The sequence below is a fragment of the Microbacterium sp. S1037 genome (assembly GCF_048381605.1).
Classification (GTDB): domain Bacteria; phylum Actinomycetota; class Actinomycetes; order Actinomycetales; family Microbacteriaceae; genus Microbacterium; species Microbacterium testaceum_B.
In genome coordinates, this window is record NZ_JBLWIG010000001.1 from 1,460,761 (window position 1) to 1,475,931 (window position 15,171).

Below are 15,171 nucleotides of genomic sequence, written 5' to 3' on the forward strand. Positions count from 1 at the left end.
CGTGACCTCGACCTCTCGCCGACGCGCTCTGCGCGTGCTCGCGATCACTTCCGCGCTCGTCGTCGGACCGATCACCCTCAGCGGGTGCACTCAGGTCATCGACGCGTTCAACGCCTTCCAGGGCCACTCGTCGACGAATCAGTCGGTGGTCGTGCCGACGACCGCCCCGCAAGCGGCGTCGACCAGCATGCCGTTCGACTCGCGCTTCACCTACGACGGCTCGGTGACCCTGTCGTCCGAGGTTGAAGATGGTCTGGAGCTCCGGCTGGACGTCTGGGCCGTGGACCCCAAGCGCACGATGGAGTGGACACCCACCAACGAGAAGCAGCTCGGCTTCGCGGTCAACGTCTACGATCACCGCGTCGATGAGAAGGCCGTGCTGACGCAGAAGCGCCGGGTCTACCTCTCCTCGGTCTCGATCACGTCGCAGACCGCCCAGACCGGGGGACAGGTGTCGAACCCGTTCCAGTTCAGCGCCGATCCGCGCACCCTCGTGCCGTCGGACACGCTTCGATCCGACCGCGGACTGCTCCTCAACAGCTTCCAGGGCGGGCTGCTGGTGCCCACCACCTCGATCCGCCAACTACCGAACGACACGTACGGGATCACTCTCGAGTTCGCGCTGAGCGTCGCGGTCGAGGGAACGGCCAACACCGACTCGTCGTTCAGCCAGCAGACCGTCTACCAATACCTCCCCATCGCGATCTATCCCGTCGACAGCACCCAGACGACGCCGCAGAGCACCACCACCGACACCAACGGACGCGCGCCCGGATGGGGTCAGACGACCGATCAGGGCTGACCCGGCCTCGACGCTCGTTCGGCACGGCGCCCTCCCTGCCAGGCTCCCACCGATGTCAATGGGGGAGAGGCTGGCGCGGTCGGAGGCGGCGGCTCTCCATGAGCATCGAGACCCCGTCGACATCACCGACCCGGTGATGCTCGAAGAAGAGATCCGGGGTGTCGTCGTACCCGATCAGCGGCATCGCCGTGGCGAACGCGTCGCGGACGGACTGCTCGACCCGAGCGACCTCCGCGCCCGCCGGGAGCAGGAAGAAGACGGTGTCGCGCGCGGGCACCCCCGCGCCGACCGCGGACAGCGTCTCGCGAGCGGCATCCACGAGGGCGGTGAGCATCTGCTCGGCGCGCTCGTTGCTGTGGGCGGCCCGTATGAGGTCGATTTCGGGAATGCGCACGACGACCACGTCGATGGCCGAATGTTCTTCCAACAGATCGTGGGCCTCGCGTCGAAGTGCCCCGCGGTCGTGCGCTCGCGTCCCGGGGGCAGGGTCGTCGTCGAGTTGCCGGCCCATCTGGAGGGTGGCGATGGTGACGGCGCAGATGGTGAGCGCACTCACGACCGAGGTGAGCTCTGCGGAACTGACCTTCTCCCAGAGCGGTGAGTTGATCCCCGTCGCACCGGCGACGACCAGGCGGCTCGCGTTGTACGCGGCGAAGACCGCGAGGGATCCGGCGAGAAGGGATGTCCCGCGGATCGCGCTGACCGGTGCGCGGCGCGCCTCCATCGCGGCCAGAGTACTGAAGGCGGCGATGCCGAAGGTCTTCCAGAGGATGGCGTCGTCGAGGGGCATGACGTACGTCATGCCGAGCATGAGAATGGCGCCGGCGCCCGCGGTGATCGCACCGATCGCCCGTCGCGCGTTGAGGCGCCGAAGCCCCGCCCACGCCAACGCGGGGGCGAAGACGTTCGTGGCGTTGCCGATGGCGGCGGCGAATGTGCCGCCGCCCATCTCTTCGAGGATGTTCAAGAAAGCGCACGCCAGCGCGGCGAGCGCCGCGATCCCGAAGTAGCGGACCAGCTCGGCACGCGGCCCTCCGCGATCGTCACCGTGACGGCCGTGAGCGAGAAAGAGCAGCGTCACGGAGAGAGCGGCGGCGGCGACGGCGGCGATGAGATCGAGGACGGCCATCGGCGGGCGCTTTCTGCTCCTGCTCCCCTGAGCGGATCTTGAGGGAATCTTGCGGGGACGGTGCCGGATCGCGGCGGGCGTCTTGCGGTGAACCTACCAGAGTGGGACATGGCCGACACGCCACCCCTCCGAAAAGGAAAGACACCGCCATGACCGATGCGCGCAGCTTCGCCCCTCACACCAAGGCACTCGCCTACACGTCCGATGACGTGAACGGCGGGGCGGCCTCGGAGCATGGCTTCGCCGACGACTTCGCGGCGGTGCTGGAGAACACCTCGGTCCACCGCTCGACGATCGGCTGTGTCATCCCCGCGTACAACGAGGAGGAGTCGATCGCCGCCGTGATCGAGGCGCTTCTCGGCCAGACCCGCGTGCCCGATGTCATCCACGTCGTGGTGAACAACACGTCCGACAACACCGTCAAGATCGCGTCCGAGTACAGCGGCCCTCACGAGGTCGTCACCGATCTCGGCGAGCAGTTCACCGAAGTCTTCGTCCACGACATCGGCAAGAACCCCGACAAGAAGGTCGGTGCCCTCAACTACGGGTACTCGCTCGTCGAGGGCTACGACTACCTCCTGGGCGTCGACGGCGACACCATCGCCGACAGCAAAGCCGTCGAGTACCTCGAGACCGAGGCCGTCTCCGACTCCCGCATCGGTGGTATCTCGGCGATCTACACGATCGACGACCGCCCCATCAAGGGAGTGGTCGCAAAGTTCCTCACCGCCGGGCAGCGCACGCAGTTCGCGGCCTTCAACCTGCAGAACATGCTCCGTGGACGCAACATGGCCGTGCTCGGCGGGCAGTTCTCGATCTTCTCGACCAACGCGCTCCGCGACGCGATGAAGCAGAACCACCAGGTCACCCCGTGGGTCAAGGACTCGGAGGTCGAGGACTCGCTCCTCTCGCTGCAGATCAAGAGCGCCGGCTACCTGACCAAGATCAGCCCGTACGCCCGCGCCGACGTGGGCGGCATGACGACGCTCTCCGGGTACGACGCCCAGCAGGTGAAGTGGACTTACGGCGCGATCGAGCTGATGTGGCCCGGCCAGCGCGGTGACACCAAGGGGCAGCCCTTCCACCCCAACCTGCGCCTGCGGTGGTTCGAGAACTTCGGCATGCTGACGAACCTCTTCGTCCGCGTGGCGTTCCTCACCCTGCTCGCGGGATCGCTCTCGATCGGTGCGTTCGTCTTCTCGCCGCTGTGGCTCATCCCGCCCGTGATCGCCATGCTGCTGAACCTGCGCATCGCGCGCACGATGAAGGCCGTCAACCGTCGGGACATCCTGTTCGCCGTGCTCTTCTTCCCGGCCGAGATCTTCATGTGGATTCGCATCAGCCACTTCGTCCGCTCGTGGACGCGCTTCCTGTCCCGCAAGAAGGTCGACAACTGGGCGATGCAGGCCAAGGCCGAACGCGGTGGCGGACTCGGCCACTGGGCCCCGATGGTCGTGCTCCTCGCCGTCGCCGTCGCGCTCGCCGTGATCTGGGTCATGGTCGGCCCCATGGTGCAGTCGTCGATCCTGTGGATCGGGTGGCCGATCGTCGGTGTCGTCACCGTTCTGCAGACCCTCCTGATGTTCTCCAAGCTCGTCCGTCGTCACCACGGCTTCAAGGTGTGACGGACACCCGATCTGATCGCGACCCGAACGCGTCAGAAAACACGGATGCCTCGGCCCTGGGGAGGGTCGAGGCATCCGTTGTATCCGCCGGAGGGGCGAAGGATCAGGGAGCGGCCATCAACTCGGACGTGAGGCGATACCCCACCCCGCGGACCGTTTCGATGTAGCGCGGGTTCGCGGGGTTGTCGCCGAGCTTGCGGCGGAGGTTGGTCATGTGTGCCTCGATCGCCCGCTTGTCGGCCTCACCGACGAAGTAGCTGGTCACGTAGGACTCGCCTCGGAGAACCAGCGTGAGGTCGGCCTTGCTCCGCACGCGTCGCTTCGACTCCATGAGCGTCGCCAGGAGGTCGAACTCGGTGCGCGTCAGCTCCAGTTCGTCGCCGCCGACGAGCACGATCCGGCTGTCGGGGTCGAGCTGGAGGTCGCGGTGCACGATCCAGGGGCCGCCGCCAGGGGTGACGGCGTTGTTCGATCGGGCGGCGACGTCGGACGACGGGCGCGTCGCGAGTTCCGCGCCGGCGTGTTCCCGGGGCTCCGGGCCCTGGGATGAGGGAACGACGACGGGGACGCTCGTCGCGGCGGGTGGGGGAGCCGTCGGCGGGACGGCCGCGGGTGCCTGCTGTTCGGCCGGGCGTGCTGCCGGGAAGGACGGGCCCACGCTGTCCTGTCGCGGGGCGGCACCAGCGGTCCCGCCGGCGCGGGGCCGGCGCAGAAGCGCCTCGATGCGCGCGCGCAGCTCGCGCGGTCGGAACGGTTTCACGACGTACTCGTCGGCACCGGCGCCGAGTCCGAGGACGACGTCGGCCTCCTCCTCGAGCCCGGTCAGCATGATGATGTACGTGTCGCTCTGCGCCCGGATCCGTCGCGCGGCTTCGAAGCCGTCGATGCCCGGCATGTTGACGTCGAGAGTGGTGATGAGGGGCTGATAGGCGATGACGGCGCGAACCCCGTCGATGCCGTTGCCGACGGAGACCGTCGAGAAACCGGCCGCTTCCAAGACCTCGACGAGGAGATGACGGATATCCGGATCGTCTTCCACGATCACGGCCGTCTTCAGCATCTCCGTGCTGTCGCTCATCGCACCCACTCTTCTGGTTCGCACGAAAACGTGCCCACGTTCTCCCCCGAGACGCGGCGGCCACACGGACCGAGCCACATCTTTACACACTTTCGCGGGCCCCTGGGTGGCCCGGGGGCCGTTCGATGGGTGGTGTCAGCGGCTCTCACGCGTGAGTTCGACAGCGGCGGCGGGCCACCAGGTGCCCGCTGGAGGTCCTCCGTTGCATTCGCCATCGCTCTCGCCGGGGGGCTTGATCCACAGGGTCGTGTCGACGACTCCGTCGCCGAAGGAGCCGCCCGCCGGCCCGACGAGCCGCCCCGCCGGGTTGCACCACTCGGAACCGGCCGGGCCGGCGCCGTTGCGGGAGGTGTCGATGACCGCGTGGGTTCCCCCGAGGCGCTCGGAGAGGGCATGCGCGTAAGCGAACTCCGCCGCGGTGTCCTGATAGTTCGACACGTTCAGCGCCACCCCGCGTACTTCGCCGATGAGTCCCGTGGCCGAGATCAGCGAGGCCATCTCGTCGACCGGATGCCACGCGGAGTGCCCGCCGTCGAGGTAGATCCAGGTGTTCGTTCCGCGGACGTTCTCCACGGCGGTCCTGAGGTAGCTCGCGCGGTCTCCGGGGGAACCGCACGATGACGACAGAGCGATGCTGTCGGGCTCGAGGATCACGATCTTCTGCACATCGGGTGCGTTGCGAAGCGCATCGCCGATCCGCGCGGTCCAGTCGCGGTAGGAGTCGGGGTCGAGTCCGCCGGCCGAGTGATTGCCGCAGTCGCGGTCCGGCAGTCCGTAGACGGCGACAGAGAGCGCGGCATCCTGATCCCGCGCCTCGGAGGCGAGATGTGCGACGCGGTCCCAGACCTCGTCGACGGGGTCGATCTCGGGGGTCAGCCAGTACGTCGTGGGCTGAGCGGCGAGCCACGTGGCGGCGGCGGATTCCTCGGGCGTGGCCGAGGCATCGCCGGCGGCTTTCGCGGCCTTCGACTCATCCGGGGCGACGATGCGCGTGTCGACGGCGGGTGGACGGGCGGCGAGAGTCTGGAAGAGCGAGGACACGAGGTTCCCGACCACGGCTATCGCGGCGATGAGCGCGACGACGACCACCACGGCACCCACCAGGAAAACGACCCGAGGAATGCGACGGCGCTGCCGGCTCGGACGATGCGCTCTCCCCACGCAGTGGACTCTATCCGAGCATGGGTTCGTCAAGGGCGGCGTTCCATCTCGGGTAATTAATCAACGGTCGACATGTACTCTTTATTCGTGGGAAAACTGGTTTACAACGCGTTGGGTCATTCCTTCGACATCGAGGACCGAACGCTTTCCCACTTGCGCATGGTGTTCATGAACAAGCTGCGCCGCGGGGAGCCTTTCATGTTCCATTTCCCGGTCGGGGACGGAAGCGGGACGCGGACGCTCTGGATTCACCCGTCGATTCCGCTCGTCTTCCACTTCTACGGCAGTCGAGCGCCGCAGCTGAACCGCCGCTGGATCGACGAGCTCATGCATGAAGCGAGCTCGGCGAACGGATTGACGGTGATAGCCGAACCGGAGCCGGATTCGCCCGAGGCTCGCTCGGCCTAACACTTCAGCTGCATTCGGCGTCGACGACCTCGCGCACCTGGTCGAGGAATGTCGCGATGTGGTCGGCCGCGTCCGCCGGGAGAGTGAGAGCGAACTCTCGGATTCGCGCGGTGACGGGATCGATGGCGTCGGCGTCGACGGATCGATCGAAGGGCACGACGAACTTGCTGCGCCGGTCGTCCGGGTTCGCGATGAACCCGATCAGACCGCCGGCGTGGAGCCGGTCGAGCATCCCTGTCACCGATGCGGTCGACACCCCGAGCGCCTGAGCGATCTCCGTCGGCGTCACCGTCTGTCCGTCATCGGCGCGCTCGAGGATCAACCTCATCGCTGCCCGGGCGTTCTCGCTCGGGCCGCAATCGGTCTGGCGTCGACGGGCGAGGCGTGCCTCGGCCAGGCGCAGACGCTCGACGGCGCGGGCGGCAACCGTCGAAGGGTCGTCGTTCTCCACGATTGTCATCGTTCTCCTGTCGCCCAGACCGCCCGATCGCACAGTCTAGTTAGGCAAACGAGAATCACGCATGCCTATGGATCTCGCGGGATAGCGGATAGTTCATTTCGGGACGTGGAAAAGTCACTCTTCGCGCTAGGAGATAGTTAGGGAATCTAGTAAAATTTTTGTTACGACGAACTCCGGAAGGAGGCCCGCGATGGGCTCCTTGTTCTACGGGTCCTCCGCGGACCCCATCCAGATGCCGGACCGCGTGTTGGCGCACGTCAAAGTCGTGATCGCGACGAAGCTCCGACGGGGGGAGAGCTTCACCCTCTCGTGGCGGCATCCCGAAGGCGAGACCGTGGGACGGAGCACGATCTGGCTCCAGCCCTCGATCCCGCTGCGTTTCGTCTTCGGCGAGAGCGAGCCCGAGATGCTCGATCCGTCCCTGCTGCAGATGTACGCCAACTCGGCGAACTCGTCCGGCGGACTGACCGTCGACATCGGCGCGACGGAACGGTCCACCCCACTGCCCGCCTAAGTCCGGCTCAGACCGCGGCGAGGGCGCGACGGCGCGCGATCAGCGACACCCACTCCCACGCCGGGCACCGCGGGACGCCCCGCGCCACGACGTGCTCCCACGCCTCGACGTACACCTCTTCGAGAAGCAGCGCGGACCGTGTCGCATTCCGCGTCAGGACCAGAAGCACGGCATGGATGCGGGGAGCCGTGAGGTCGTAGAACGCGCCGAAGGCGTCACGGTCTCCCGCTGAGGCGCGCGTGAGGAGGGTGTCGGCATCCGCGTCATCGGTCGCCGCCGGCGGCATCTCCGTGATGGTCATGCGCTCCTCCTCCCGCTGGTGGTCACAGTCAAACGCCGTCCTGCGGGCGGAGGCCGGGGGTTGCGCGAACCGACCTCCTCGCGTAGGCGCCGGTGACGGTTCACCCCGCCGCGCGCCCGCCCGTCAAGCCCGCCTTCGACGTGAGCGGCGGAGCCTACGGTGAGGTCATGAAATCGTTCGTACGGTGGACGCTCGCAGCGGCCATGATCTTCGCCGGCGTCTCGCACCTGACGTTCGCGCGTCGCGACTTCCAGGCCCAGGTGCCCGACGCTCTCGTGGAACGGCTTCCCCTCGATCGCGACCTGGTGGTCGTGGCATCCGGAGTCGTCGAAGCGGGCTTCGGTCTCGCCCTGATCGCTCTTCCGCGGGAACGTCGGCGGATCGGCGCGGCTCTTGCGGCCTTCTTCATCGCGATCTTCCCCGGGAACGTCGATCAGTGGCGAAAGCGGCGCTCGGCCTTCGGGCTCGACACGGACCGCAAGCGCTTCACGCGTCTGTTCTTCCAGCCCGCGCTCGTGGCCGCGGCGTGGTGGTCTACGCGCTGACATACGTATGAAGTCCGTCGTGAGCATCGAGCTCACCTTCGACGAATCATCGGATGCCGCGGTGCGACGCGAGTGGGACGCCCTGCTCGCGGCCGGCTTGCCCAGTCAGGCGCAGCACACGGGCGCGAGCAATCGCCCGCACGTGACGATGCTGGTGCGCTCCTCCCTGAACGAGATCGACGGTTCGACGTTCGAGGACGGGCTGCCCCTGGGCCTGACGCTCGGGGCTCCCGTGCTTTTCGGCCTGGGACGGAGCCGAGTGCTCGCCCGTTCGGTCGTTCCGTCGGCGGCCCTGCTGCGCCTGCATGCCGCCGTCCACGCCGAGGCGGGATCGATCGGCGAGGACGATCACACCGCTCCGGGCGCATGGACGCCCCACGTCACTCTCGCGCGCCGCGTTCCTCTCGAGCGTCTCTCCGAGGCGTTGACCGTCGTGGCCGCAGCCGGGGGCGGAGAGCTGTCCGTGCGGGCGACGTGCCTGCGGCGCTGGGATGCCGCTGACCGCACCATCACTCACATAGCCGGACGTGGCACCCTGGAACCGTGCTGACCGACGATGCGCTCTCCTTCCTCCGCGAGTACCACCTCGCGACGCTGTCGACCGTGGGGCGACGGGGGAGGATCCACGCCGTGCCCGTCGGGTTCACCTACGAGGACGGCGTGGTGCGGATCATCGGATCCCGTGGGACGCAGAAGTTCGTCAACGCCGAGCGCAGCGGCCGCGCGGCGGTGTGCTCCGTCGACGGGGCTCGATGGATCAGCTTCGAGGGTCCGACACGCGTCACCGACGACCCCGAGGCGGTCGCACACGCCGTCGAGCTGTACGCGGCGCGTTACCGCCAGCCGCGCGTCAATCCCGAGCGCGTCGTGCTCGAGATGACCGTCGAGCGCGTCCTCGGCTCTCAGCCGTTCCGCGCCTGAGCGGCGTACCCTGGAGACATGTCCCCCGTCTCCTCGTCGATGCCCACCGGGCGTGAGGGGGTCGTCGGCGTGCGAAACGCCGGCGGCAGAGGCGCCGACCGCGCCGTTTCTCTCGCCGGCTGACCGGCGCCGGCGCGGGCCCGACATCTCGGGTCGCGCCCTTCCGCCCACCGCCCCCCTCGGGCGGCCGGGCTCCGCTCGCGCGCAGCACTGCTGCGCGCGGCATTCTGCTGCACGGCCGATGGTCGCGCAGCCCATCGACGGGATTCCTTCATGCACGCTCTCACCCCTGCCTCCGTACGCTCTTCGTTCGTCAATGTCTCGACGCGCGAACGCAGCGCCCTGGTCATCCCCACCGATCTCGACGGGAACGACTGGGACCGCTTGGACTATTTCGGTTGGCGCGACCCCAAGACGCCCCTCCTCGGGTTCGTCGTCGCCGAGATCGACGGAAAGCCGGTCGGTCTGCAGCTGCGCCAGGCCGAGCAGCCCACGCGGTCACGTCCGCAGTGCTCCTGGTGCGCCGACGTGACGCTGCCCAACGACGTCGTCTTCTTCGCCGCTCGGCGCGCGGGCAAGGCGGGCCGCGCGGGAAACACCGTGGGCACCCTGCTCTGCGCGAACTTCGAGTGCTCGCGGAACGTCCGGCGTCTCGATCCTCCGGCGTACCTCGGGCACGATGCCGCGGCCGCACGGGACCGCCGCATCGAGGGTCTGCGCGCGCACGTCGACAGCTTCTTCCGCGACCTGCGCGACGGAGCCTGAGGACACCGATGCCCCTGCCGCCGCACAAGCTCGGCGGCGGGGGCGCGGGCGCATCGACCCGCGGACTGCGATACTCGACGCGATGTCTCGCGCCGTCCCCCGCCCGATCGCGCTCCTCGTCGCGATCGCCGTGGCGGGCGCAGCGGTGACGGCGTGCGCGCCCGCATCGACGGCATCCCTCCCTCCGGCGACCGCCCCCTGCCAGGCCGGGGCCGTCGAGGTCCCTCCGGGAGCAGACGCGCTGCAGAGCGCGCTGGATGCCGCCGTCCCGGGCGATGTGCTCCAGCTGTCGCCCACGACATACTCCGGGCGGTTCGTCGTGTCGAAGGCGGGGACGACGGAGAGTCCGATCGTCCTGTGCGGCTCATCCGGCTCGGTCATCGACGCGGGCGGCACGGAGGACGGGTACGCGCTCCACCTCGACGGCGCGTCGTTCTGGCGCGTGCGGGATCTGAGCGTGCGCGGCGGGCAGAAGGGAGTTGTCCTGGATGCCGCCTCCCACACCGAACTGTCTGGACTGAACATCTCCGACGTCGGACAGGAGGGGCTGCACCTGCGGTCCGCGAGCAGCGACAACCTCGTGCACGACATCGTGGTCGAGCGCACCGGGCTCACCGACCCGAAGTACGGAGAGGGCGTGTACGTCGGCTCGGCGCAGTCGAACTGGTGCCGCTACACCTCGTGCGAGCCTGACCGCAGTGACCGCAACGTGTTCGAGCGGATCGAGGTGCGCGGCACCACCGCGGAGGCGCTCGACGTCAAGGAGGGCACGACCGGGGGAGTCGTCCGCGCCTCCGTCCTGACGGTGGGTCCGGATGCCGTGGTCGACAGCGCGGTCGACCTGAAGGGCAACGGCTGGACGATCGACGACACCACCGTCACGGGGCCGGTGGACGCGGTCTCCGTGCACGTCATCCTTCCGCCGTGGGGCGCGGAGAACACGGTGACGGCGAGCAGCCTGCAGCCGGGAGCGGGCGGATTCGGCGTGCATGTCGTCGGCGACGCCCGGTCGGCGGGCAACATCGTCTCCTGCGACAACAGCGTCACGGCGGGCGCGTCCCTGGCCAACATTCCCTGCCGGTGAGCTTCTCGCGGTACCCTTCAGTGTCTTCCCCCGGACATCCAGTCGCGTTACCCGACGCGCGAGGGGGAGAGTGATGGCCAACGCGTCCTTCGGCGAGCAGCTGATGTGGGTGCTGCCATTCGGCTACCTCGGCATCGTCTCGTGGGGTTTCTGGCTCGTCCGGAAGATCCTCGCCGCGACCGCGCGTCCCGTGAAGAACCTCTACCGGACGACGACCACCGTTGTGGTCCCCTCGTTCCACGAGGATCCCGATGTGCTTCTGCGGTGCCTGCAGACGTGGGTCCGGCAGGGTCCCTCCCGTATCATCATCGTCCTCGACGTGGCCGACGTGGAGGCGCAGACCCGAATCGAGGCACTCGCTCTGCCGACGGTCGATGTCGTGATGTTCCATCACCGGGGGAAGCGTTCGGCGCTGGGGGTCGGCATCCGCATGGTCGACACCGAACTCACCCTCTTCGTCGACTCCGACACCGCGTGGGAGGACGGGATGCTGGATGCCGTCCAGATGCCGTTCATCGACCCCGCGGTCGGAGCGGTGAGCACGCGCCAGAACGTCTACCTGCCGAAGTCCAGCGTATGGCGGCGCGTGGCGGACTGGATCATCGACCTGCGCTACACCGACTACGCCCCCGCGATGGGCCGCTTCGGCGGCATCATCTGCGCGTCCGGTCGGACCGCCGCCTATCGCACCTCGGTGATCCAGCCTCGGGTGGAGGACCTCGAGCACGAGATCTTCTTCGGCAAGGAGTGCGTCGCGGGCGACGACGGTCGCATGACCTGGCTGGTGCTCTCGCAGGGCTTCCGCGTCGCTCACCAGGACAGTGCGCGTGCCCTTTCGATGTTCCCCGGCACGTTCCGCGCGTTCGTCAAGCAACGCGTCCGGTGGAGTCGCAACTCCTTCCGCTGCTATCTCACGGCCATCCGCCACGGCTGGGTCTTCAAGGTGCCGCTGATCTCGCAGATCACGATGATGCAGATCCTGCTGACGCCGTTCACGATGTTCGTCGCTCTGGCGTACGTCGCGCTGGCCGCGCGCGCGGAGCATCCCCTGCTGGGGCTCGGCCTCGCGGTCGTCTGGCTGTTCGTCGGTCGCGGCATCCGCGGGATGTCGCACCTGTGGCGGCGTCCCGAGGACATCGTCCTGCTGCCGCTCGTCACGCTCGTCATCATCTTCATCTCGCTCCCGATCAAGGTCTACGCCCTGTTCACCATGAACAAGCAGGGGTGGCTGACACGATCGGCCGACACCCAGGGTGGCGAGGGGCAGACGGAGGCGAGCCTCGGTGGCGAGGGGCAGTCCGCCGAGAGCCTCGGGCTCGTGCCGCAGACGACGGAGGTGACCCGTGACCGATGAGGGAGGGATCACCGCCCACGAACGCGGGGACAGCCACTTCGCGTTCCGCGGCGTCGCGCGGGTCGTCATGGTGGTCGCCGTGGTCGTCCTCGTGGCGGGGGTCATTCTCGCGGGCAACTTCATCCATACGGGAACGTTCCTGCCCTGGCTGAGCAATGATGCGCGGTCGAGCACCGCCGTGGTGGGACCGGTGCCCGACCCCACCGAGAGCGCCGCGGAAGGTGCCTCCGACGCTGCGGCGCCCCAGACACCGGCTGATCGCGTGGCAGCCGAGGACACGCGTCTGTCCGGCGTCGCCGCGCTCGGGAGTACCGATCCGGCTCTGATCGACACCTGGAACACCGTCGTGCTGGGCGCGAAGAACGGTCAGCCGACGGGATACTCGCTCGCCGACCTCGTCGCCCTCGGCGCGGCACGCCAGGACGACGCGACGACCTTCACCCTGCTACGCAACGTCGTCGTCCGTTCCGGAGCCGAGCTCGACCTCGTCGCCCCGGGCTCGACGCTGCGGATGACGAGCTCCCCGGCGGGCAGTACGAGCATCGTGGGCTGGGGCGGGCATCTGCTGTTCGGCGGTCTCGAAGGATCGCCGTTGCGCATCACGTCGTGGGACGACTCGAACGCCGCCCCCGACACCGACGAGTCGGACGGCCGAGCGTACGTGCGCGTTCGAGACGGCATCCTGGCCTCGTCGTACACCGACTTCTCGGACCTCGGGTATTGGAGCGGGCGCACCGGGGGGCTCGCCATCACGGGCAGCGGGACGGTGGACGCCGGTGCCCGGCTCGAGAACTCGACGATGACCGGACTCCATTACGGTCTGTTCGCATCGGAGAGCACCGGGGTCGGCGTGTTCGACTCCACGATCACCGACTCGACGCTGACGGGCTTGGAATTCACCAACGGCGGTCACGACTTCCGGGTGGACCGCACCACGGTCCGCGATTCCGGTTCGGACGGCATCTCGCTCTCGCGCCAGTCGCGCGCGCTCACCCTGAGCGACGTGACCGTCGAAGGTGCAGCCGGCTGGGGTGTTCGAGTCGATGGGTCCGCCCTCGCGGACGGGCCGACGACGGGTGGCTACGGGCTGACGCCCTCGACCGGATTCACGCTGACCGACTCGCGCGTCCAGGACAACCGCGACGGCGGCGTGCGCGTGATCTCGACGGATGACACCGAGATCCACCAGTCCACCGTCGACGAGACCCGGACCGCCGTCCTCGTCGAAGGACCCTCCACCGGGCTGTCGGTGACGAACGCCGACCTCTCGTCGAGCGAGCTGCGTGGTCTCGACATCAACGGTCGGATCACGGATGCCAAGGTCTCGGACTCGCGCATCGTCGGACGACGGATCGCCACCGAACTTACGGGCGCCTCGGTCGTGATGAGCGGTAACGATCTGAGCGTGACCACCGGCTCCGCGATCGAGCTGGCAGACGGAGCCCGTGCGGACATCACGGGTAACACGTTCCACGGCGTCGGTCAGGACGCCGTCGCGATGTGGTCCGACTCGCGCACGATGCAGGCCGACAACGACGAGAGCGGCTGGACGTTCCAATGGGCGTGGGTCGGCTGGATGAACGAGCACCCGATGATGTGGATGTGGGCGCTCGTCCTCCTCATCCCCGCGATCGGGCTGCCGGTGCTGTGGAGGCGGCGTCGGGAGCACCAGCGGCTGCGCGAGTTGCTCCGCGAAGCGCTGCTCCGGCACGGCGAGGAGCAGGTCGCCGCGTATCGCGCGCTCCCGGCGGCGGAGACCGTCACCGCGCCCGCCGGTGTGCCTGTACCCGTGGCCGCGATGGCCCCCGCCGCGGCCTCCGCGGAATCGGGCGGCGAGAGCGGCGGCCCGATGCGCGATGCCCCGCACGGCGTTCCCCCGCGTCCGCGGGCGCCACGCGCTCCCGCGACGGCGCGACCGCGGTCGTTTGCGGACCTCCGCACGGGGGCCCTCGAGGGACGGACCTTCGCCTCGCTCCGCGAGTTCGCCATCGCTGCCGTGATCGAGGGAGGGTACTCGGTGCCCACCATCTCGCGGCTGTTCCGGATCCAGCAGTGGCGTCTGCAGCAATGGGTGGACGATGCCCTTCTGATGCACGCACCCCCGGTGAAGGAGCAACGATGAGCGATCACCTCGAAGCGGATGACCGGCTCGACGACGTGCTCCGCGCGCTCGCCGATCGAGTCAGGATGCTTCGGCGCGGTCGAGGGATCTCGCTGAGCGACCTGGCGTTCGAGTCGGGCCTGTCGGAGTCGCGTCTTCGCGGAGTGGAGTCCGGTCGGACGGCCCCGTCGTTGGCGACTCTCCTGGCGCTCGCCGAGACCTTCGAGATCGCCCTCGCCGACCTCTTCGCACACGCGACAGAGGTGCGGGATGACGGAGCGGATGCCGAGCCGCTCAGCCCCTACGTCGTGCCGAGCGAGGTCGTCTGGGGAGGGGAGCTTCCTCCGGCCCCCTGGGTGAGCGCCTCGGGTGGCACGGCCGACGACGCCACCGTGCCGGACGTGGAGCACCGCTCTCCCGCGCCGACGGCCGCTCCGACCGCTCCGCCGTTCGCGCCGACCGAGAAAGTCTGGGGCGGTCCGCTTCCGCCGGCGCCGTGGATGACCCAGGCATCCGTGCAGGCCGACGTCGTTGTCCCTCCGGTCGTCGAGCCGGCATCCGAGCCGCTTCCCCCGGAGCCCGTTCCCGCGCCGGCCGTGCTTGCGCACCGAGCGGCCACGTCCGCTGCCACCCGTGCCCACGACTACGCGCTCGCCCACGGCATGCGGGAGAACTCCGCCTACGTCTTCGTGGCTCCCGGCTCCGCGACGAACGCGGCCCCGCGGACCTTCTCGGATCTGCGGACCGGCGCATTGGCCGGACGGGATTTCCGCTCGCTCCAGGAGTTCGCTGTGGCCTCCGTCGTCGAGGGTGGGTACGCGCTCGCCGACGTCGCGCGGGTCTTCCGCATCCCGTCGTGGCGACTGGACCAGTGGGTGCGGGAGACCGGGCACACCCCGCGCTGACGGATGTGCCCGGCGCCG

General features: G+C 68.7%; 17 protein-coding genes. 12 read left to right on the forward strand and 5 right to left on the reverse strand.

Annotated elements, in window-relative coordinates:
• The first annotated feature begins 1 nt into the window (after position 1).
• Positions 2-802, forward strand: coding sequence for a hypothetical protein (locus ACMW4R_RS06490; RefSeq protein WP_058615171.1), 801 nt, complete (start codon positions 2-4; stop codon positions 800-802).
• A 55-nt stretch (positions 803-857) separates the two neighbouring features.
• On the opposite strand, the gene ACMW4R_RS06495 is transcribed toward ACMW4R_RS06490, so the two are convergent.
• Complete coding sequence (locus ACMW4R_RS06495; protein WP_058596228.1) at positions 858-1,931, reverse strand: hypothetical protein; 1,074 nt, start codon at positions 1,929-1,931, stop codon at positions 858-860.
• A gap of 149 nt (positions 1,932-2,080) precedes the next feature.
• On the opposite strand from ACMW4R_RS06495, the gene ACMW4R_RS06500 reads away from it, so the two are divergent.
• Positions 2,081-3,556 carry a glycosyltransferase family 2 protein gene (locus ACMW4R_RS06500; protein WP_058596227.1) on the forward strand — a complete coding sequence of 492 codons (1,476 nt, stop codon included), beginning with the start codon at positions 2,081-2,083 and terminating at the stop codon, positions 3,554-3,556.
• A 103-nt stretch (positions 3,557-3,659) separates the two neighbouring features.
• Here the strand turns inward: ACMW4R_RS06500 and ACMW4R_RS06505 are convergent, their stop codons facing one another.
• Together ACMW4R_RS06505 and ACMW4R_RS06510 are read right to left on the reverse strand one after the other, a co-directional pair.
• The gene (locus ACMW4R_RS06505; RefSeq protein WP_193751214.1) at positions 3,660-4,634 is read right to left on the reverse strand and encodes a response regulator transcription factor; all 975 of its coding nucleotides are present in this window, start codon (positions 4,632-4,634) and stop codon (positions 3,660-3,662) included.
• 135 nt (positions 4,635-4,769) lie between these two features.
• Complete coding sequence (locus ACMW4R_RS06510) at positions 4,770-5,795, reverse strand: glycoside hydrolase family 6 protein (RefSeq protein WP_418299466.1); 1,026 nt, start codon at positions 5,793-5,795, stop codon at positions 4,770-4,772.
• 87 nt (positions 5,796-5,882) lie between these two features.
• Here ACMW4R_RS06510 and ACMW4R_RS06515 point away from each other — a divergent pair, with 87 nt between their 5' ends.
• Positions 5,883-6,203: a hypothetical protein gene (locus tag ACMW4R_RS06515; protein WP_058595178.1), complete on the forward strand. Its 321-nt coding sequence runs from the start codon at positions 5,883-5,885 to the stop codon at positions 6,201-6,203.
• Positions 6,204-6,207: 4 nt separating this feature from the next.
• Here ACMW4R_RS06515 and ACMW4R_RS06520 read toward each other — a convergent pair whose 3' ends face one another.
• Positions 6,208-6,663, reverse strand: a complete 456-nt coding sequence (locus ACMW4R_RS06520; RefSeq protein WP_081317196.1) for a MarR family winged helix-turn-helix transcriptional regulator — start codon at positions 6,661-6,663, stop codon at positions 6,208-6,210.
• Positions 6,664-6,853: 190 nt separating this feature from the next.
• Here ACMW4R_RS06520 and ACMW4R_RS06525 point away from each other — a divergent pair, with 190 nt between their 5' ends.
• The gene (locus ACMW4R_RS06525; RefSeq protein WP_058626223.1) at positions 6,854-7,177 is read left to right on the forward strand and encodes a hypothetical protein; all 324 of its coding nucleotides are present in this window, start codon (positions 6,854-6,856) and stop codon (positions 7,175-7,177) included.
• 7 nt (positions 7,178-7,184) lie between these two features.
• Here ACMW4R_RS06525 and ACMW4R_RS06530 read toward each other — a convergent pair whose 3' ends face one another.
• Complete coding sequence (locus tag ACMW4R_RS06530) at positions 7,185-7,478, reverse strand: hypothetical protein (RefSeq protein WP_058626222.1); 294 nt, start codon at positions 7,476-7,478, stop codon at positions 7,185-7,187.
• A gap of 167 nt (positions 7,479-7,645) precedes the next feature.
• On the opposite strand from ACMW4R_RS06530, the gene ACMW4R_RS06535 reads away from it, so the two are divergent.
• The 8 genes from ACMW4R_RS06535 (at position 7,646) to ACMW4R_RS06570 (ending at position 15,153) form a co-directional block, all read left to right on the forward strand.
• A complete protein-coding gene (locus tag ACMW4R_RS06535; RefSeq protein ID WP_058626224.1) occupies positions 7,646-8,023 on the forward strand; it encodes a hypothetical protein in 378 nt (125 codons plus the stop codon).
• Between the two features lie 19 nt (positions 8,024-8,042).
• Positions 8,043-8,573, forward strand: a complete 531-nt coding sequence (locus tag ACMW4R_RS06540) for a 2'-5' RNA ligase family protein (RefSeq protein ID WP_241490356.1) — start codon at positions 8,043-8,045, stop codon at positions 8,571-8,573.
• Positions 8,567-8,944, forward strand: a complete 378-nt coding sequence (locus tag ACMW4R_RS06545; RefSeq protein ID WP_418299467.1) for a PPOX class F420-dependent oxidoreductase — start codon at positions 8,567-8,569, stop codon at positions 8,942-8,944. Before ACMW4R_RS06540 ends, ACMW4R_RS06545 begins: the two co-directional genes overlap by 7 nt.
• A 273-nt stretch (positions 8,945-9,217) precedes the next feature.
• Positions 9,218-9,709, forward strand: a complete 492-nt coding sequence (locus tag ACMW4R_RS06550; RefSeq protein WP_058595138.1) for an FBP domain-containing protein — start codon at positions 9,218-9,220, stop codon at positions 9,707-9,709.
• A gap of 82 nt (positions 9,710-9,791) precedes the next feature.
• Positions 9,792-10,793 carry a hypothetical protein gene (locus ACMW4R_RS06555; RefSeq protein ID WP_418299468.1) on the forward strand — a complete coding sequence of 334 codons (1,002 nt, stop codon included), beginning with the start codon at positions 9,792-9,794 and terminating at the stop codon, positions 10,791-10,793.
• Between the two features lie 73 nt (positions 10,794-10,866).
• Positions 10,867-12,147 carry a glycosyltransferase gene (locus tag ACMW4R_RS06560; protein ID WP_058613309.1) on the forward strand — a complete coding sequence of 427 codons (1,281 nt, stop codon included), beginning with the start codon at positions 10,867-10,869 and terminating at the stop codon, positions 12,145-12,147.
• Complete coding sequence (locus ACMW4R_RS06565) at positions 12,137-14,269, forward strand: right-handed parallel beta-helix repeat-containing protein (protein WP_418299469.1); 2,133 nt, start codon at positions 12,137-12,139, stop codon at positions 14,267-14,269. Before ACMW4R_RS06560 ends, ACMW4R_RS06565 begins: the two co-directional genes overlap by 11 nt.
• Entirely contained in the window at positions 14,266-15,153 is an 888-nt protein-coding gene (locus tag ACMW4R_RS06570) for a helix-turn-helix domain-containing protein (RefSeq protein ID WP_058613308.1), read from the forward strand. The genes ACMW4R_RS06565 and ACMW4R_RS06570 overlap by 4 nt, the downstream gene beginning before the upstream one ends.
• Positions 15,154-15,171: the final 18 nt, after the last annotated feature.